22 protein-coding genes are annotated in these 18,436 nt (G+C 52.8%); 4 read left to right on the forward strand and 18 right to left on the reverse strand.

All coding sequences use genetic code 11. The annotated features are described in order from the left end of the window. The first annotated feature begins 11 nt into the window (after positions 1 to 11). Positions 12 to 887, forward strand: a complete 876-nt coding sequence (locus ACOCLE_RS17075) for a hypothetical protein (protein WP_419533472.1) — start codon at positions 12 to 14, stop codon at positions 885 to 887. Between the two features lie 153 nt (positions 888 to 1,040). Further along, a complete protein-coding gene (locus tag ACOCLE_RS17080) occupies positions 1,041 to 2,144 on the forward strand; it encodes a hypothetical protein (RefSeq protein ID WP_419533473.1) in 1,104 nt (367 codons plus the stop codon). A gap of 859 nt (positions 2,145 to 3,003) precedes the next feature. On the opposite strand, the gene ACOCLE_RS17085 is transcribed toward ACOCLE_RS17080, so the two are convergent. Then, positions 3,004 to 3,090: a hypothetical protein gene (locus tag ACOCLE_RS17085; RefSeq protein ID WP_419537224.1), complete on the reverse strand. Its 87-nt coding sequence runs from the start codon at positions 3,088 to 3,090 to the stop codon at positions 3,004 to 3,006. Between the two features lie 103 nt (positions 3,091 to 3,193). On the opposite strand from ACOCLE_RS17085, the gene tnpC (ACOCLE_RS17090) reads away from it, so the two are divergent. Continuing rightward, positions 3,194 to 4,699, forward strand: a complete 1,506-nt coding sequence (gene tnpC, locus ACOCLE_RS17090; protein ID WP_419532963.1) for an IS66 family transposase — start codon at positions 3,194 to 3,196, stop codon at positions 4,697 to 4,699. A 94-nt stretch (positions 4,700 to 4,793) separates the two neighbouring features. Here tnpC (ACOCLE_RS17090) and ACOCLE_RS17095 read toward each other — a convergent pair whose 3' ends face one another. From ACOCLE_RS17095 to ACOCLE_RS17165, 15 genes are all read right to left on the reverse strand, one after another. Continuing rightward, positions 4,794 to 5,660 (reverse strand): hypothetical protein, encoded by an 867-nt coding sequence (locus ACOCLE_RS17095; protein ID WP_419533474.1) that lies wholly within the window; start codon positions 5,658 to 5,660, stop codon positions 4,794 to 4,796. Between the two features lie 34 nt (positions 5,661 to 5,694). Further along, positions 5,695 to 6,690, reverse strand: a complete 996-nt coding sequence (locus ACOCLE_RS17100) for a hypothetical protein (RefSeq protein ID WP_419533475.1) — start codon at positions 6,688 to 6,690, stop codon at positions 5,695 to 5,697. Between the two features lie 256 nt (positions 6,691 to 6,946). Continuing rightward, a complete protein-coding gene (locus ACOCLE_RS17105) occupies positions 6,947 to 8,995 on the reverse strand; it encodes a portal protein (RefSeq protein ID WP_419533476.1) in 2,049 nt (682 codons plus the stop codon). Positions 8,996 to 9,104: 109 nt separating this feature from the next. Further along, complete coding sequence (locus ACOCLE_RS17110) at positions 9,105 to 9,752, reverse strand: hypothetical protein (protein ID WP_419533477.1); 648 nt, start codon at positions 9,750 to 9,752, stop codon at positions 9,105 to 9,107. 224 nt (positions 9,753 to 9,976) lie between these two features. After that, the gene (gene tnpC, locus ACOCLE_RS17115) at positions 9,977 to 11,482 is read right to left on the reverse strand and encodes an IS66 family transposase (protein ID WP_419532963.1); all 1,506 of its coding nucleotides are present in this window, start codon (positions 11,480 to 11,482) and stop codon (positions 9,977 to 9,979) included. A gap of 63 nt (positions 11,483 to 11,545) precedes the next feature. Further along, complete coding sequence (locus ACOCLE_RS17120; protein WP_419533478.1) at positions 11,546 to 12,331, reverse strand: hypothetical protein; 786 nt, start codon at positions 12,329 to 12,331, stop codon at positions 11,546 to 11,548. Further along, positions 12,307 to 12,666 (reverse strand): hypothetical protein, encoded by a 360-nt coding sequence (locus ACOCLE_RS17125; protein WP_419533479.1) that lies wholly within the window; start codon positions 12,664 to 12,666, stop codon positions 12,307 to 12,309. The genes ACOCLE_RS17120 and ACOCLE_RS17125 overlap by 25 nt, the downstream gene beginning before the upstream one ends. A gap of 2 nt (positions 12,667 to 12,668) precedes the next feature. Then, on the reverse strand, positions 12,669 to 12,917 hold the full coding sequence (locus ACOCLE_RS17130) for a hypothetical protein (protein WP_066017877.1): 249 nt from the start codon (positions 12,915 to 12,917) through the stop codon (positions 12,669 to 12,671). Positions 12,918 to 12,919: 2 nt separating this feature from the next. After that, positions 12,920 to 13,327 carry a 3TM-type holin gene (locus tag ACOCLE_RS17135; protein WP_419533480.1) on the reverse strand — a complete coding sequence of 136 codons (408 nt, stop codon included), beginning with the start codon at positions 13,325 to 13,327 and terminating at the stop codon, positions 12,920 to 12,922. Further along, positions 13,320 to 13,718: a hypothetical protein gene (locus ACOCLE_RS17140; RefSeq protein ID WP_419533481.1), complete on the reverse strand. Its 399-nt coding sequence runs from the start codon at positions 13,716 to 13,718 to the stop codon at positions 13,320 to 13,322. The genes ACOCLE_RS17135 and ACOCLE_RS17140 overlap by 8 nt, the downstream gene beginning before the upstream one ends. Before the next feature lie 241 nt (positions 13,719 to 13,959). Next, complete coding sequence (locus ACOCLE_RS17145) at positions 13,960 to 14,496, reverse strand: hypothetical protein (RefSeq protein ID WP_419533482.1); 537 nt, start codon at positions 14,494 to 14,496, stop codon at positions 13,960 to 13,962. 223 nt (positions 14,497 to 14,719) lie between these two features. Further along, positions 14,720 to 15,019: a Ref family recombination enhancement nuclease gene (locus ACOCLE_RS17150; protein ID WP_419533483.1), complete on the reverse strand. Its 300-nt coding sequence runs from the start codon at positions 15,017 to 15,019 to the stop codon at positions 14,720 to 14,722. After that, positions 15,009 to 15,404: a hypothetical protein gene (locus ACOCLE_RS17155; protein WP_419533484.1), complete on the reverse strand. Its 396-nt coding sequence runs from the start codon at positions 15,402 to 15,404 to the stop codon at positions 15,009 to 15,011. The genes ACOCLE_RS17150 and ACOCLE_RS17155 overlap by 11 nt, the downstream gene beginning before the upstream one ends. Positions 15,405 to 15,427: 23 nt before the next feature. Then, entirely contained in the window at positions 15,428 to 15,928 is a 501-nt protein-coding gene (locus ACOCLE_RS17160) for a DUF1367 family protein (protein ID WP_419533485.1), read from the reverse strand. Further along, entirely contained in the window at positions 15,928 to 16,623 is a 696-nt protein-coding gene (locus ACOCLE_RS17165) for a replication protein P (RefSeq protein WP_419533486.1), read from the reverse strand. The genes ACOCLE_RS17160 and ACOCLE_RS17165 overlap by 1 nt, the downstream gene beginning before the upstream one ends. Here ACOCLE_RS17165 and ACOCLE_RS17170 point away from each other — a divergent pair. Continuing rightward, positions 16,622 to 16,876, forward strand: coding sequence for a hypothetical protein (locus ACOCLE_RS17170; RefSeq protein WP_419533487.1), 255 nt, complete (start codon positions 16,622 to 16,624; stop codon positions 16,874 to 16,876). The two genes, ACOCLE_RS17165 and ACOCLE_RS17170, sit on opposite strands and share 2 nt — an antisense overlap. Before the next feature lie 701 nt (positions 16,877 to 17,577). Here the strand turns inward: ACOCLE_RS17170 and ACOCLE_RS17175 are convergent. Together ACOCLE_RS17175 and ACOCLE_RS17180 are read right to left on the reverse strand one after the other, a co-directional pair. Then, positions 17,578 to 17,898, reverse strand: coding sequence for a hypothetical protein (locus tag ACOCLE_RS17175; protein WP_419533488.1), 321 nt, complete (start codon positions 17,896 to 17,898; stop codon positions 17,578 to 17,580). Next, positions 17,895 to 18,425 carry a helix-turn-helix domain-containing protein gene (locus tag ACOCLE_RS17180; protein ID WP_419533489.1) on the reverse strand — a complete coding sequence of 177 codons (531 nt, stop codon included), beginning with the start codon at positions 18,423 to 18,425 and terminating at the stop codon, positions 17,895 to 17,897. The genes ACOCLE_RS17175 and ACOCLE_RS17180 overlap by 4 nt, the downstream gene beginning before the upstream one ends. Between the last annotated feature and the right edge of the window lie 11 nt (positions 18,426 to 18,436).

Raw genomic sequence — 18,436 nt, forward strand, 5'->3', positions numbered from 1 at the left:
GGCGGAGATCCATGGCAGCCTTGGATTCCCGCCTTCGCGGGAATGACGGAATAACTGAAACTTCCGCCCAACCAATAACGGAAAGCGGGCAGTGGGAAGCGGGAAGCGATCTTTTTCGGGAGGCGGGCAGCGGAAAGCGGGCAGCGGTCTTCAAACCTTTCGAATTAATTTTCGAAACCGGCTCCCCAATCACCCTAAGAAAACACCCCATCCACCTGGACGGTCTGCTCTCGTACATCCTCTACAAACACACCAGCTGCCCAACCCGGGCGCTTAGTCTGCTGCCAGAGCTGCTGCACTACGACCAGCACCACGGCATCTACCACGCCAGCGCCCTGGCCTTTGGGGTCACGCCGGAACAGGGCATCACCGCCCAGCACCGGCACTACGTGGGGAATATGCGCCACGGCAAACACCTGCGGGATGACAGGATCACCCCATCCAGAACCCAGCCCGATGGCACCGAACACTACCGCAAAATCATCACCGCCGGTGGGCCGGAAAAAAGCCGACTGAACCATTACCACGCCTGGCACGCCCCTTACCTGGTGTTCCACGGTGTGGGCGATATCCAGCGCATTGCCCCACTGGTGCAATTTTACTGTACCCGCATCGGCGTCAATGCCAACTCCGGCAGCGGCACCATCCGCAACCGCTGGATCAACCCCATCGACCAGGACTACTCCCTGATCGACGCCCACAGCCAGATCGCCCGCAACCTGCCCTTAACCTGGCTGCAGGAACAGGCCGAAGCCGGAACCCAAATACCCGACTACACCCGCGCCACCCAACTCCCGGTCAAAGCCCCGTACTGGCAAGATCATGAGCAGTACCAAACGGTAGAAGGCGTAGCGGTATCCAAAATCCGCCGAGTCATTATGAATTGAATCTATCGCTTCCCGCCTATCTGAAGGCGCTACCCGCTGCCCGCTCCCCGCTACCCGTAAAAGAACAAGCAAAGCTTTTTCGGGTAGCGGGCGGCGGGAAGCGGGGAGCGGCATTTAAGGGCAGCGGGTAGCGACTTTGAAAAAGGTCAAAAAATGCACCCAACCCAACGAAGAGCCTACTATTTCCGTGGCACAACAAAAGCCATCTCAGCCCTGGCCGTCAACCGCCCCGACGACAACTTTGCCAGCCCCACCGGCAGCAAAGACCTTCAGCGCCTCCCACGGCTCGGCCCAAAGCTGGACAAATCGCCGGTGTTCTTTCCCGGCACCCAGCTGCGCCACCGTATCCGCGAAGCTCTGCTGCTGGGCGCCTGCCAATCTGCCGGTGGTCGTTTACCATTAAAAGACCACTTCATGCTACTTCAGGGCGTACCCATCGGTGAGCTGGCCAAAGAACTCAGCCCAACCGCCATGGAGGGTGTGATCGAACGGGAACAGGGGCTGCGCACCATCAACCCGCTGATCAGCCTGGGCGGCTTCTGGAAGCACGCCGGAACCCTCGGTGTGGATGATTGGCTGCCGGAAACCACCGATCAACCGGTGCACTACATCCATTCCCGCATGCGCGCCATGCCCCACAAACGCAACCCGGCTCTGGTGGACTATGTGGCCGAACCGGACATCAGCAAACTCAAACGCATCATGACCGAAGATGGCGACATCGCCCGCCAGGTGCGAGCCATAGACGACGAAGTTAAAGCCATCAAAAAAGCCTACGCCGAGGCATCCACCGCCGAACGGAAAAAACTGGGGGAACAGATCAACCAGCTGGAAGCCCGACGCGCCGAAGTCAAAGCCAGCAAAGAGGGTGCCACCGAAACCCTGGAGCGACCGCTGGAAGGGTACGAAGCCATCATCCCCGGCACCGTCATGCACAGTGGCCTCGACATCGCCCGCGCCTCCGAGCTGGACCTGGGTTTTATCCTTTACGCCCTTCGCCATATCAGCCAGCACCCCTACGTGGGAGCCCACTACGCCGATGGCAAAGGCGAATTCGCCCTGGACTGGCAGGTACGCACCTGGGGAGAAGAATTAAAAGCACCGATCACCCTGGGCCGGGTAAAAGTGGCGTTGCTGGAGTTTGAAATCATCCCGGAAGGCGATAACGAGACATTGAACAATGCGCTGAAGCAGGCCAACGCGGCCTTTGCCAACCCTGCGGAATACGGGTTGGATTTCAGCGTATACAAGGTTTGACGCTTCCCGCCGCCTGCACCCCGCAACCCGTTGCACGGCGCCCGTAAAAGCACAATACCTTCTTGTACGGGAAGCGGGCGGCGGGAAGCGGAAAGCGGTCTTAAAAGCCCCCACATCTGCGGGGAAAACAGAGGCATTTCTCATAGCAGTGCCAACGCCTCACTAACCCCCACCTCTGCGGGGAAACCGATAAATCTAAACGGTTACAACGCAATAGTAAACCGGCACTCATCGACAACCGCAGATACAAGAAAGGTCTTGTCTTTCGGGCAGCTGGAAGCGGGCAGCGGGAGGCGTTCTTTTAAGGGAAGCGGAAAGCGATCTTTTCAGGGAAGCGCTTGAAGAGACAATAACCCATAACACACAACTCATCACTCAATAGAAAAACATCGTCTAATAAACACGAAACCTGAAATTCACACCTTTCAAGTCATATCGACCAACCAAAAACCAACCCTCGTACCGCCAGCCACTGGGGCACATACCCTTCAAAGCACCCATTGTTGCGGCAATTACAGCAAACCGTCGTAAATCTACGACTGCCCCCCCGGAGATCCGAGCTTGCAATGCAGTATCACTGTCGTAAGATACCACGCCGTTATTATCAGGCTGACAAGCCTCTCTTATTTTCCCTGTCTGTTCATATCTACACCATTTTGCTTGTTTTCAATGGTGAATTTTTATGTGGCAGGCAGCGTGGTTGACGGTGCATATACAGTCCGTAACCGCAGCGAGATAGCTACATACCACAACGCAAACCTGGTTGTTTCAGCAAAAACCGAAAAGTTGAGGGACGGTAGTGTGGGTTTTGCAAAAGTACCGATGCAGACCAGCTCCTAGACCCACAATTGTTGACTCTTTATAGCAAGCCAGCTTCATTATGTTTGCGAACAATACGACTGACCGTCGTATAGTGCAGCCCAACATGGTCGGCTATCTCAGCCAAGGTATAACCACCAGGTAACTATTCAGCACCCTTCATATAAATCTGGAATTTTCTGATTTTTCGACCATCATCTTATACTCAATTTTTCTAACAAATCTCCAGTATGGAACCAGACTTCCCAGCTACTCCGTTTACCGAAGCTCTCCTTAAAGAGAATGAAGAGCTTCGGACCGAGAATGCGCTTTTACGGGAACGTTGCAGCGAACTGGAAGAAAGGGTTAATAAAAACAGTCAAAACAGTAGTAAGCCACCATCGTCAGATGGTTATCAAAAGCCCAGTAAAAAAGGGAGTGATAAAGGTGATACATCTTCCAAAGAAGCCCCCTGCTCCTCACAGGAAACACCGAACCCCAAAAGCCTTAGACCATCTTCAGGCAATAAACCAGGTGGCCAGAAAGGTCATCAAGGCTCTTGTTTGAGACGTGTCGCCTTACCCGATTATGTCAGGCATCTGAAGGTTGAAAAATGTTGCTGTTGCCAGTCTTCGCTTATCGATATTAAACCCACCAAATACATTGAGCGACAGGTTTTTGATCCAGGTAGACCCGGAGAATTTGAAGTTACCGCGTACTGGGCAGACGTTAAAGTATGTCCTTGTGGTAAACGGAACACCGCTGAGTTTCCCCAAGGAGTGAAAGCCGCTGCTCAATACGGAGAAGTGACTCAGGCAATGGCTGTTCATTTAAACCAGTATCACTTCATCCCATATCACCGGGTGTCTGAGTATTTCAATACTATTTATTGCATGAGTGTCAGCGCAGGCTCTGTTGCCAATTTTGTTGCCTATACCCATGAGAACCTGGCCTCTACTGAGCAGAGTATCCGCGATGCTTTACAAGAAAGTCCGGTTGCAGGAGCGGATGAAACTGGCATGCGGGTTGACGGTTCACTGTGGTGGTTACACATTATGCGAGATGACCAATGGACGCTTTACTACCTCTCAGAAAGGCGAGGTTGTGAAGCAATGGATGCAATGGGCATCCTGCTGACTTTTGCAGGCATTCTGGTTCACGATCATTGGAAGTCCTACTTTGCCTATGCGGCAGTGCATGTGCTTTGTAATGCCCATCATCTGAGAGAGCTTCAGGGAGTTGTCGATAGGGATGCGAATAAGCTGGCTCTGCGGCTGATGAAATTGCTTACGCTCTCCTGGCACTTCTGCAAGAAATACAAAGCAGCCGGTCTGACTCAAATGCCTGGTGCAATACAGCTTCGCATTGAGACGATATACGACCAAATCCTTCAAAGGGCTCTCACGAAGGAAACCGCTTATATGGAAAAACAACGACAGGTGCTTGGACGTAAGAAGGTCAGGAATACCAAGGCCTACAACCTGTTCAAAAGGCTTATTGAGTTTAAGGTTGAAACGTTGCGCTTCATGTCGGACTTTTCAATTCCCTTCGATAACAATGGCAGTGAACGTGATGCCAGGATGGCCAAACTTAAGCAGAAGATCTCAGGCTGCTTCAGAAGCGAAGACGGAGGTACCATGTTTACCCGAATCCGAAGCTATTTATCATCTGCTAAAAAGCAGGGGTTGAACATATTTCAGGCGCTTCTTAAAGCGGTTCGAAATTACAACAATACGCCTTTGCTGGGTGCTGAATAGTTACAAAAGCTTTTCACCACAAAGACACGGAGGCACAAAGAAAAGCTTTTTGTCTTTTTCTTCGTGTCTTTGTGACTTTGTGGTTCAAAAAAAGTTAAGAACGCTTCGCTGCCAGCAAAACACCAGCATCCGGCTTCAAGACCTTGTACCCATACACCTGCAGGCCACGGTGTCCCATGCCGAAGTGCTTCTCCAGCGTCAGGCTCTCATGCTTGATAAACTGCGATGCAAACCCGGCGAAATCTTTCACGCCCGCCAGGCACTGAGTCACCCCCGACGCGGTGGCCAGGTTGTTGCTGCAATAAAGCGTGAAGCGATCAATGATGCCCAGTCGGCCATTACGCACGATGGAAGTACCATCACCGGCCAGAGAGGCGTCTTTCAGATCGGACTTCTTGATCATCCCGCACACCCAGGGTGGCAGTACCAGCCAGCGGTCGGACTCGGGAATGTTCTTCTCGTCCAGAAGCGTGCCCATATCAACGATGTAATCCAGCACGTTAGTCTTATCCACCACCACACCGGTACCACCGCCGTCGATCTTGTTGTCCGGATGCACATCGGTGTAGATATTTCCCAGTACATCGCCGTCTACCGCGATCTTCACGTTTTCCGCTGCATCCGCAGAAGACTCGTTGATCAGCTCGATATTGGACTGGACACTCTGGATGTAGTCATCCACAAAGGCGTAGTACTTGGTCTTGTCGATGGGCATTTCCACCTTGGGTGGTTCCAGATCCTGATACTCAACCCCCACGGCACGGTCATAATCCGCGACCGTAATATCAGGCCGGGTACGGATTACTACCTTGGAGCCTTCCGACTGGATCTCGCCTTCCCAGTTGGTGTTGCAGATAGCCGACAACACGGTTCGTTTATAGAACTTGGCGTTGAGCTTTTTGGAATAAATAACGGACAGGGCATTGGCCATAGCCCCTGTTGGAAACGTGGTCGTTGCCATGATTCAGATCCTTTGAATCTCTTTCGAGAAACGGTTAGAGCCTGCCTCCCTGCTTGATCCACTGGGCCAGAATTTCATCGAGTTTTTCTTCATTGTCGTTAAACTCTTTCTGCGGCATGGCCGCAATCTGGTCCAGTGTCATAGCGGGTTGGCGACCCTGAGTGGTTGGTTTTGAGCGTGACCGCACCGGCGGTTCGCTCATCTGTTTTGCCTGCTGTATTTTTTGCGCTGGATCAGGTGCCGGTTTGGGTGCCGGGGTCTTGGCTTGATTGCTCAGACCGGCAGCCTCTTTATAGAGACTCATGACCTGCGCTGCACCCAGTGGGCTGACACGACTCAACTCCTGAACATCCGCTGTCTGTCGTGCAAACCAGCCTTTAAAATCCTCACTGGCAGAGATCTGCTCTACATCCGGATGCAGACTGCGCAATTTGTTCCAGAATGCCTGTTGTGCCCGCTCCGCCTCCTGCTCCTGCCGAGCCTTCTCAATGGCGGCCAGCCGCTGCTCCAGTTTGCGGTTGAGCTGTTCCGACTCATCCAGCTTGTTGAACACCGGGTCCAGCTCCTGGTAGTCCTTGCGGAGTTCCTGGAACTGGTCGGACGGCTCTGGCTCACTGTTTGGCTGAGCAGTACCCTGCTGACTGAGCAGATCCACCTTGGCCTTCAGCAGCGCCATCTGCTGCTGAAGCTCGGTATTGCTTCGCTCCAGATCAGCGGCTTTCTGTGTGGCCTGAGTCATCAGGGCATGGGCGTTCTTGCGGGACTCTTCCGCCTTGGTGTACTTGTCCTGCCAGTCTTCACCGTTATCGTCATTGGATGCTGGAGCAGGCGGCTCTGACGGTTCGTCATCAGCGTCCGACTCCGGTTCGGGTGGCGGGGGTAGCTCATCAGCGGGTGGGTTCTGATCGGTTTGCTTGTCCTGCTCATCCTCTTGCTCTGCAAAAGCGGCAGGGGCGTCCGTAGTCAGACCCATAAGGGCTGCCAGTTCGGCATCGGTTTCCTGATCCAGTTTTTCGGCATCTATGGCCATCTTCACTCTCCCTGTGGGGCTCGTTGGCTTGTCCACTTGGTTGCGCCTGTGAAAGTCCGTGGGGCTCTGGGCTTGTCCATGTTCTTTCAGGCATTGTTCGCCGCCCGCCTCCCGCTGCCCGCCACCCGTAAAAGACGATACTGGTTTGGCTTTTACGGGAAACGGGGAGCGGACAGCGGGTAGCGACGAAAGTTATTGTCGTAAATAGGTTCGCGATCGCTGCGACAGCTGCATCAGATCACTGAGCTCCTGAGTCTTACCCTGCAGGATGCGCAATTCCGTTGAATCCCGGGCGTGGGACATTTTCTCCAGCAGTTCCGCCCGGCGACGTTGCAGGTGCTCGACCAGTGTCTGGTAATCCGGATTGCCTTCCAGCCGCAGGATCGCGTCCGCCTCCTGGCTGGTCAGGTGCAGGGGATTGGGCATAGAGTTCTTCCTCAGGGCGCAGGGCTTTATCCGGATCAATATCCAGAGACTTCAGGTACTCGTTATAGAGATAGCGGTGGTCGGTCATCGGCCCCAGTACCGGGTTCATACTGACATTCAGGGCATTCATCATCCGTTCCGATTGCAGCTCTTTGGCCACCAGTGCCGCACTGCCCATCGCCACCACATCCAGATCGCCCCGCTTCGCATCTTCGCTGTCACTCCAGCGCATGGCGAAATTAAACAGGCTGTCGATCAGTGGCACCGTGGCGTAGTCGTCAATGTTTTTCACCACGCTTTTCAGAGCCACATTGGCAGCAGTCATCAGCATGCTCATGCCGCTGGCGGTTTTGTTCAGGTTCTGGGTCTGTTCGCCGTGGGTGTAACTGGGGAGTGAGGTTTCTTCATCCGCAAAGCGCCGGAACAGTTCAAAGATACCGGAAAGATCCTTCTGGTTGCTCTGGATATTGATGGCCTGAATCATTGGCCCCTCACCGGCCTCACCATCATAAAACCAGAGCCGATAGGGATAGATCTTCTTGGCATCTTCCAGGCTCATCCCTTCCGGAAATTTACTCACATCCATCTGGAACATGGGGCCAGCGGTGAGAGCGGCATTGTCCAGCAGCGCCCGGCCAGTGGAGTTCATCACATCCTGGCTGTCGTTCATCATGTAGGGGATGCCGATGCCCCAGAACCGGTGCAGCACACTTTCATAAGGAACAAACTTGTAGGGGATCGCTTCCGGCTTTAGCGGATTGAGCCGTGCCATGATCATCCGGCCATCGCAGATCCAGATGTTGGCCTGGTACTCGGCCTGCTCATCAATATCATCAACCCCATACTCCTGCAGCTGCTGGCCATCCACCGCCCCCCAGTACTCGAGGACATCAAAACGGTTAGGTGTCACATGCTGCTCATCGTTGTCGTTGATATTACGCAGCTCCCGTTCGTAATCTTCAGGGACATGGTTTCCCTGGGGAGACTCCATCAGAATGGCGTGAATGGTCTCGGTCTCGAAACCGTGACTGCCTGCCAGTTCCCGTAGCTCATGTTTGGTCAGCACATGGCGGCGGAACAGATCGTTCGGCTTGCCGGGATCGTGGGAATAGGGATCGGGAAACAGATCAAAGACACTGGCCCATTCAATATCCGGCTCAATGCTCTGGCGCTCGATCAGTTTCCACTCATCACCCTCGCTCTCCCACTTCTCATGGTTGCGGATATTCAGCGTGGCCACCTTGATACAGCCAGTGCCAAGGGTGACTTGCTCCTTCACCATCTTTTTGATTTCGGTGAGCGCGTTGGCATTGATCAGGTAGTCCTTGATCAACCGCTTCATTTTCATAGCGGCTTCGTTGGCGCGTTCCAGCGCTTCGGCCATCAGCGCCCGTTCCATCTCATCGTTTCGTTCCTGGATGAGTTGGTTACGGGTGTGGGGATCAAGTCGATAGGGGAGCAGTTCCTGAATGGCCATCATCCGGATCTGTCGTTTAATCGACGCCGGAATGTCGGCCATTGGGCTGGGCACAATATCCCAGAAACTGTCCACGTTTTGAAACAGCAGATCCACCAGTCGAGAATAAGCGGCATTAACCTTGGTGGCGGTGATCTTGATAAATACCCGGCTTAACGCCTGCTGCTCTTCCATCACCTTTTCTTGCTCGGGACCGTATTCACCTTTTACCGCACGCAGGGCATCCAGCCACTCGTCTTCCACTTCCCGGCGAGCTTCCCGATAGCCTTGCCAGCGGCTGTAGAGATCTGAAGCAAAGGCATCACGTACCGCTTGTTCACGACGTTCTTTGTCCAGAGAAGAGTTCATCTCAGCTTGAGTCACCTCATCCGGGGTAGCGACCATTACCAGTCCGTGTTCCATCACTTGACCTTCTTGCCTCTGCGTCGCTGCCATTCAAGGCGATGTCCGGCCATAATGGCTGGCCAGCTCCCTACCATCTGCTGGGTAAAAAGAATGATTGTCCGTTCCATCAGTAAGCCGATTTCCCTGGTGAGCGATATTTCAGCTCATTGATATTGATCTTCCTGCGGGGCAGCTTTAGCACCATCTGCTGGGCGATGGCATAGCTGACCACTCGATCATCGAAGCAACCTTCCTGAGCATTGGTGGCGCCGTTATCTTCAATAACGTAGGTCTGGCATTCCTTCACCGTCTCTACATTGCAGATACCCGCATCGCCATCCCTGAGCAATGCCGCAAGATGGTCAATCATCAGTGGTTTTGATTTTGTGGTGGTGAGCCAACCAATCCGCTTGGTGCGTTTCTGGGTCCGCTGATCCACGGTAGTTTCCATATAGAGATTGGGGTACTTCAGATCTTTCAGCTTGGTGATGGTGGTCAGACCGTGGTTGTTTCTTTCCACACCAATCAGGGCATTGTTGTAGTAACGCCCCAAGTGGTTCAACATCTTGCCCAGGTCATCCGGTGCCACATGGCCAGACCAGTGGGCAACCTGATAACCGGAACGATCCAATACGTCGATGGATGAAAAATCACCATGCTTGTGTTTGTCATTGATCGGGGCTAACCCTTCAGCTACATCGCAGCCAATCACATACTGCTGGGCACCATCTGGTGGATACCAGATTTTTAACAGTCCCGGTTTCTTCCGGTTCAAGCCATTGGGTGATAACTCGCACTGCCACTTGGGCGAATAGCACTCCAGCTTCGCCGCTTCGGTATGTTTGGGATCAAAGACAGGCCGCCCAGAGAATAGAAACGCCTCTTGAATATTGCAGGGGTATTCCTGTTTGAACTTGTCTTCCGACTTCAGCTCATAGATTTTCTGACGACGCCACTGCAGCTGCCCATCATCCAGTTCATACTGTTGTTTCAGGGTAACTATTCAGCACCCAGCAAAGGCGTATTGTTGTAATTTCGAACCGCTTTAAGAAGCGCCTGAAATATGTTCAACCCCTGCTTTTTAGCAGATGATAAATAGCTTCGGATTCGGGTAAACATGGTACCTCCGTCTTCGCTTCTGAAGCAGCCTGAGATCTTCTGCTTAAGTTTGGCCATCCTGGCATCACGTTCACTGCCATTGTTATCGAAGGGAATTGAAAAGTCCGACATGAAGCGCAACGTTTCAACCTTAAACTCAATAAGCCTTTTGAACAGGTTGTAGGCCTTGGTATTCCTGACCTTCTTACGTCCAAGCACCTGTCGTTGTTTTTCCATATAAGCGGTTTCCTTCGTGAGAGCCCTTTGAAGGATTTGGTCGTATATCGTCTCAATGCGAAGCTGTATTGCACCAGGCATTTGAGTCAGACCGGCTGCTTTGTATTTCTTGCAGAAGTGCCAGGAGAGCGTAAGCAATTTCATCAGCCGCAGAGCCAGCTTATTCGCATCCCTATCGACAACTCCCTGAAGCTCTCTCAGATGATGGGCATTACAAAGCACATGCACTGCCGCATAGGCAAAGTAGGACTTCCAATGATCGTGAACCAGAATGCCTGCAAAAGTCAGCAGGATGCCCATTGCATCCATTGCTTCACAACCTCGCCTTTCTGAGAGGTAGTAAAGCGTCCATTGGTCATCTCGCATAATGTGTAACCACCACAGTGAACCGTCAACCCGCATGCCAGTTTCATCCGCTCCTGCAACCGGACTTTCTTGTAAAGCATCGCGGATACTCTGCTCAGTAGAGGCCAGGTTCTCATGGGTATAGGCAACAAAATTGGCAACAGAGCCTGCGCTGACACTCATGCAATAAATAGTATTGAAATACTCAGACACCCGGTGATATGGGATGAAGTGATACTGGTTTAAATGAACAGCCATTGCCTGAGTCACTTCTCCGTATTGAGCAGCGGCTTTCACTCCTTGGGGAAACTCAGCGGTGTTCCGTTTACCACAAGGACATACTTTAACGTCTGCCCAGTACGCGGTAACTTCAAATTCTCCGGGTCTACCTGGATCAAAAACCTGTCGCTCAATGTATTTGGTGGGTTTAATATCGATAAGCGAAGACTGGCAACAGCAACATTTTTCAACCTTCAGATGCCTGACATAATCGGGTAAGGCGACACGTCTCAAACAAGAGCCTTGATGACCTTTCTGGCCACCTGGTTTATTGCCTGAAGATGGTCTAAGGCTTTTGGGGTTCGGTGTTTCCTGTGAGGAGCAGGGGGCTTCTTTGGAAGATGTATCACCTTTATCACTCCCTTTTTTACTGGGCTTTTGATAACCATCTGACGATGGTGGCTTACTACTGTTTTGACTGTTTTTATTAACCCTTTCTTCCAGTTCGCTGCAACGTTCCCGTAAAAGCGCATTCTCGGTCCGAAGCTCTTCATTCTCTTTAAGGAGAGCTTCGGTAAACGGAGTAGCTGGGAAGTCTGGTTCCATACTGGAGATTTGTTAGAAAAATTGAGTATAAGATGATGGTCGAAAAATCAGAAAATTCCAGATTTATATGAAGGGTGCTGAATAGTTACGTTTCAGGTATCGTTCGTCGGCATCTGTCGTGAAGTCGGCGGGGACTTTGCTGCGGTACTCGTCCTGCCAGAACCAAGGTATAAACACCAGTTCAAAATCACCGCGCCCAGCATCAGCGTCCATAACATAATCATAAAACACACCACCAACGCCGTTAGCAGTGCTCTCCAGAATGACCTCAGTATTTTTCTCATTGGGTACTGCCTGTAAAACTCCCGCCAGGTGTTCATCCGCATTGGGCCAGAATGCCACTTCTGATCCATGAAACAGTTGTGCCGTGGATGATCGACCTGCTCCTTTATTGCCAGCGGTGCCCACCCGATACCCGGAATCGTGGTAAAACTCCAACAGTTTGGAGCTTTTATTTTTCAGTTCCCTCTGGGTAAACGGTGGCTGATTGTCGTGATACCGCTGCACCATATCAAACAGATTGGCGGTGGCATCCGCTTCGTGGGTCAGGATATAAGCCCTTAATCCCTTGCGATTGCTCACCAACCAGTAAAACCGGCCTTCAGTATAGGTAGAGCAGCCTTGTTGTCTGCCTTTAAGCACCACGATTCTTACCTTACCGGTGCGCTGTCGCTGGTCTTCGATCCGGCTGTCTAGGTAAAGTTGGGCTTTGTTGAGTTGGAAGGAAATGACTTTGGCGCTTTTGGTGCGGATCTTCAGGCATTTGCGGGCGTAGAACGTAAACTCGGTGAGCAGCCGCTCCTTGGCAGGCTTTTTACCGAGAGCTACCCGTCCTGTTCTTCCAGCCATTCGTCCAGCGTCGGTATCTTTTCCGCTACCACGGTCTGTTCGTGCCGATCACGCCAGTGGTAGCGGTTTTTCATGTACATGATCAGCATGGCGGGGGAGACATCCTTGTTCATACCCAACGCGCCCTGCATATACTTCTCTTCCCAGAACACCTCCGCCAGCACATCCGCCTGGGCCACAGCTTCGGCAAATTCATCATGCTTATCGATGTACGACAGGAACGTGTTATAGCTGATTCCCATTTCTGTAGCCGTGGCCTTTCGGCTTAAACCGGTGCTCATCAGCTCCTTCACCTGGTCGCACATGTCCGGCGTGTATTTACTGTGGTTGGCCATGATCAGAAAAACTGCTTGATGGCAAAGGCGATGATGCCTGCCGTGGTGGTAGCCGCGATCCACTGAATCACACTGCTGATGGTGGAGTTCTTCAGCACGGCTTTTTCAATGGAATCCAACCGTTCTTCACTGCGCTTTTCCCGCAGCGCCAAATTAACCATGCGCTCATCGTGTTTGGCCAGGGTCTGCAGGATCTGGGTAATGCCATCCAGCTTCTGCTCGATCCGATTGAACCGTTCTTCGTCTGCCATGACTATCTCCTGGCCACGCCTTTCAGTTTTTCCAACGTCCGGGCACCACCCAGCCCCAGCAAGCAGAGCAACAGAGTAATCACGGTACTGGTGTCGGCTGTGGGTAACTGCTGAACCACTTCGGCTTTATCCACAAGCATCAAACCGATGATCACTGCATCACGAACAATCCAGGTCCAGGCCAGAATCAATACACAGAGCCAACCCAGTGCAGGCCGCCAGCCAGAGACAAAGACCGAGGGATGTTTGGCCTCTTCGATAGTGGCCATCGCCTGCAGGATATGGGGTTGTTGCAACTGATGATTCAACGACAATTCGGCTTTGGCCCGCTCTTCATCGGATGTGAACAAAGCATCAAGTCCACCCATCAGCTCTTTGGCTATCCCTGCCATCGGGTTCAGGTTAATCATCGTCCATCAGCTCAAAGTGAGGGTAATCCTTAAACCGGTGATCCTTGATTTCACCATCCCGGTCCCAGTCACCACCCCAGCGCAGTTTGATGCCCATTCCCTGTGCAATGCCCAGAACAAAACCGGCAAAGTGGGCAGCTCGTTGATCGTCGAACCAGTTGATGGGATAAGGCATCACATCCACCGCCTTACTGGGTAGCTCGTTGTGGTTACTGTCAGGCCACTGCAATTCCGACTTGCCACTCTCAAACGCCAGCATCTGGTTAGCTTCACTTCGATGACCGCAGATAATTGTACAGTCGTAATGCTCGATCACTTTATTGAACACACGCTGAAGCCGCTCATCACAAGTCGACAACTGTCGCTTTGATGAAGCGGAAAAGTGAAACATGATGTCCCTTTTTTTAGTGGTTCAGTTTGGCGGTGGAATGTCCTGAAAATGGCTCCCGACATTTCCGGGATACCGTCCATCCATGGACATAAAAAAACCCGACATCAGAGCCGGGCTTTTTTACAGAATTTCAAGCTTGAGATTGTGTTATCGGGAACTTCCCCAACATGAGGTTTTACCGTACATTTACTGACATCCAACTTCAAGCCGACGGGGCTGACGTGTGTTTTTTGATGACGGATTACCAGCCGTATTGAAGTAAACCTGCCTGCTCCAATATCTCCTGAGCCTGATCTTCCGCCAGATGTATCCACTCATTGCCAACCCGATGACAGGCGTTCTTCCAGCGATAAACCGTTCGCTCACTCTTGCCCTTGATCTCGATCTTACCTTTACGGCCTCGCAACTCCGGTAGCTGTAACTCATGCATCATCCAGAGTCTCAACAAGACTGGATTGCAGCGAATCGGTTCCGGTAATCGCTCATCGCTGCGAAAATGGTGTTGCACCTGCTGCCATGCCGTGGCCCTGCGACTGTGGTCATGTTCTTCGCCATAACGAATGATCAGAATGCCATGAAGTTCTGGTCGCATGGTCTGGCGCAGATAACGCTGGCATGCGCCATCACCAGCCAATCGTTCATCCCGGGTGCTGGTCTCATGATTCAAAGACAGAGTGCGGTAGCCTGAATTCACTTCCTGATGCCAGCCCGGGTTCTTGATCATCAGCTCAGGGGTTCCGAAGATCCGTTTCAGTGCCTGTTCCAGTACCAGATACATGTCACACTCCTGTCTGTTCTTCTAATGCTCTGTATCAAAGGGGCTTTTTTTCTTAGACAGCTGTTTTAGAAATTCATCGGTACTGAGGTGGCTCCGTTTCCACTCATCATCCCAGTAGTAGAGCCTGTTGTGCCTGCCCACTTTGTAATAACTGCCCATCAAAAATCCGCTGGCATTTTTCGGTATCATATGGCGTCCCTCTTGTTCTGTTCTTATTCGATGTTCACCCAATAAAGCTCTGACGGAATAGCGCCACCTCGTCCCGTGTCTGTTTTACCAGCGCCAGCTCCGATCCATAGCGGCTGATAAACAGGGTGGCATTGCGATGAATGGCATCGTCGTAAAACCGGTGATGGCCAGGACACAGTGGCATGGTGTCGAAGTGACTGGCCCGTCTTCCCGCTCCGGTGCCACTGCGCTGATGATGAACTTCGGCAGGGGTACCGGGCAATCCATTCTTACGACAGGCAATGCAACCGAGTTGTGCGACAGCCTGCAGATAATCACGCTCTTTACTGGTCATCGGCCTCTTTCCAATCCCTGAGCTTGCGGGCCAGATACTTTTTGCTGACCTTCAGTTCAAAGGCAGCTTCGGTCAGTGTCATGTCTCTGGAAAGTGCCAGCACGTCCTCCTTAAACGTCGCTTCAAACACTTTGTAATAGATACCACGAGTCGGATACGCCCAGTAAAAGTCATACATCGGTAATTGCGCTTTCCCCTGCGCCTTCCGCGTTGCCATGCTGCTCGTACTTTTGGGGTAGCGACGGTTCTCGCCCGATTCCACGTATTGAAAAAAACGACCACAGGCTGCGCGTTTGCTCTGGCAATACTCATACCAGGCACAGTTCCGACAGGGGCTTTCGTCATCAAACGCAGGGCTCTCCTCGTACCCTGAAAATGATCCCATCATGATCTCCTTGTCACCATGCTTTAATCGAAATTGACCAGCCTATCCACCAGTTGGTCCACCTGTTCCCGACTCCATCCCCTCTGGGGGCTCAGTACATACCGGAGAACCACATCCAGCACGGCGGAGTAGACTTTCTCAAACTCCACCTGTTCCATATTCACGAACGACACGCTTTTTGCCCGTACCCGCACCCTGCCATCCGGATAGCCCACCACATCATAAAAACCGGCCTTGACCATGGCCCAGTAGCGGAATTCGTTAAAGTCCGGCTGAGGTGTCACCCACTGGTTGGCCCCTGCCATCCTGACCGGTGCCTGTGGCAGCTGCTCAAAGACGTCATAGGCAATGCGGCACAACTTCATGAACTTCCGGTGAAACAGGGCATTACGTGCCTTGCGAAACTCGCCGCTGATCACCTGCCCCGGTTTCAGCTTGAGGACGAAGGCCTCATCGTTGGCCGAGACCGGCAACAGGACCGGTTGCGGCTGATAGCTGCGTACCAGTTGCAGAGCAACGGCCATCAGAACATCCCCTTCAGTTTTGCCCTGGCTCCCTGACCATCCAGCGGATCAATTCCCTGGTCGCTCATGGTCTCCCGCTGCAACTGGCTGGAGTAAATCGCCGGATCAAACTGGTGTTCGATGGCCAGCTGCTCCTCCAGTGGCTCACCTTTCAACACCCGGTTGGTCAGTGCCTGATAGGCATTGGCAAATTTCACCTTCACATCGCGACACTCCTGTGCTGAGCCAGCAGAACGCAACTCATGCCAGCCTGCCGCCCGCCCTGCCAGATACACCGCCCGATGGGACCATGGGTGGTGGTTTGGTGAACCGGCATGGTCATTGGCTTCCTGCCAGGCTTTCACCATTTCCGGCAGCCCCATATCCTCCGGCTTCGGCTGACAGAACCGGCGGAACTCCGGCGCCGAGGGAGGCCAATCGTTCCCCTCCCGTTTCACCCGGCGAATGCCCAGCTCCAGCTGGTTCGGATGCAGGTCGATCAGGGTATCCAGCCACTGCCCCGTCCGATCCGCCAGACCGTGCTCCCGTGTCCACTTCGCTCCGTACAGACCGATCATGGTCCCAAACAGGTCCGCAATCTGCTTCGGGGTCATACCCTGTGGCTGACGTTTTTTCTGCTGCGTAGTGTTCTGCGTTGGCTTCGAGGAATTGATCAAGCACGCTGGGTCTGCCAGAAGTTCTTTGCCTTGCTTCATGGTTCACCGTCCACAGATTGGTCAGGTTGTCGGTATTATTCAGGTAGGGTTCCGTGGTCATCACGTACTGGGTGCCGGTGGTGCCGGTTTCGTCACAGTAGCGGCGGTAGGCCATCAGGTTGGCCAGCAGTTGTTCAGGGGTGAAGCCCCCTTGCCGAATCAGCTTCCGGTACTTGTTGAAGGTTTTCTGCTTGTAGCCCTTTTTGCCCTCACGTTTTGGGAAGTTCGTCCACCACTGCTCAAAATCTGCTGACAGCTCATCCGGTTTTTCAGCGGGTTTCTGAGTCACCGGACTGGGTTGCTCAGTTATGCTCCCGACACTTGAGGGCACTTCCCCCGTCCTGGGGGTCGCACCAGTCGTGCTCCCGATACTTGAGGGCACTTCCCCCGTCCTGGGGGGCGTGCGGTCGTCAGACTGCACATATGTCTTGTAAATATTTCTCTTATTCTCTTCTTCTCTATTTCTCTTATTCTCTAGGCGAGATTCTGCCGAGCATTTTCCGAGCATCTCCCGAGCGGTTTTCAGTAAAACATCGGTTTGCTTCGACCCCCTGTAATCACTGGCTTTCGACACCGCCCGTTGAATAACGGAGGTCACTTCCGGCAGGTCTTCCAGTAGCGATTCGGGAAGCCTTACCAGCAGCTTCAGCCGGGCATCAATCTGAGTGATATTGTCCACGGGATTGTGTTCCATGAACTGGGGAATGCAGATGTAATGGCAATGCTCAGAGGCCAATAGGAAACCGCTCGTCGTTAGCTCGGTAATCGCTCGCTCAACGCTCGGCTCATCCCAGTTAAGGTCAGCTGCAATGTACCCTTTGGGCATCCTGAAGATACCAATCAGATTCCCGTGACCGGTGGTAAGCAGATAAAGAGCCAGTAGCTTGGCTTTATCCGACAGCGACTGAATATCATCACTGATCCAAAACTGGCCGGAGACTTTTCCAAATCCTTTCAAGGACGTCTCCCATCTGCAGCCCCACCAAACCACCGGTTGGTCTTGCGCTTGACCTGCTCGTTCTTCTCCATCCAGTTGGTGATAAACCGCGTGAATCGCCCCTCACTGCACCCCGGAAAACGATCCTTCATGTAGAGATAAGCACTGATCAGTTCCTGTTCTACATGGATGCTGGGATAGGTTTTCACCAGCTCATCGTAGATATCGTGGGTCATCTCAAAGTGAGGATGGTGCCCCCGAATAGGCCACGGAATGTCATACCAGGTCTCCGGTACACTCTCTTCACTCACCGTCGTGTTTTGACGTTCCTGATTCATGCTGTGCCTCCTATGGCTTTCAATGCCAGCCCGATGATCGGGGCGTCGGTATTCTGGATCACCACTTCCACGTCATTGCGAATCAGCACAGGTAGCCCCTGGGCATCGATACGCAACGCGATGGGAGAATGGTCGGGACGTGGGTAAGCCGTGTCCCGGGGAATAATGTCCGGTGCGTTTTCCGTTAATGGTTCAGGGACAGCCACCACAGCTCGGTCATCCAGCTGATCCGCATCACAGCCAATCACTTCAAGGATCGAATCCAGCCGATGCAGCAAAACCTTAACGGCACGATCCAGATACTGTTGGTGGTATGCGTCCGGTGCCACGTTCAGCTGGGGCCACTTCACGCCCAGCAGGTGGCAGATACGGATGCGATGCAGGTCCATACTGATGTGTCCCGCTTCGATTTTTCCGTACTGTGAACTGGAGGTACCGATGAGAAACCCCATCTGGGTCTGGGTGAGGCTGGCGGATTCGCGGGTTCTGTGGAGGTTTTCCCAGGGTTTATTGTCAGGCAGTTCCATGATCAACCTTC

The organism is Endozoicomonas sp., from assembly GCF_965196975.1.
Classification (GTDB): Bacteria; Pseudomonadota; Gammaproteobacteria; order Pseudomonadales; family Endozoicomonadaceae; genus Endozoicomonas.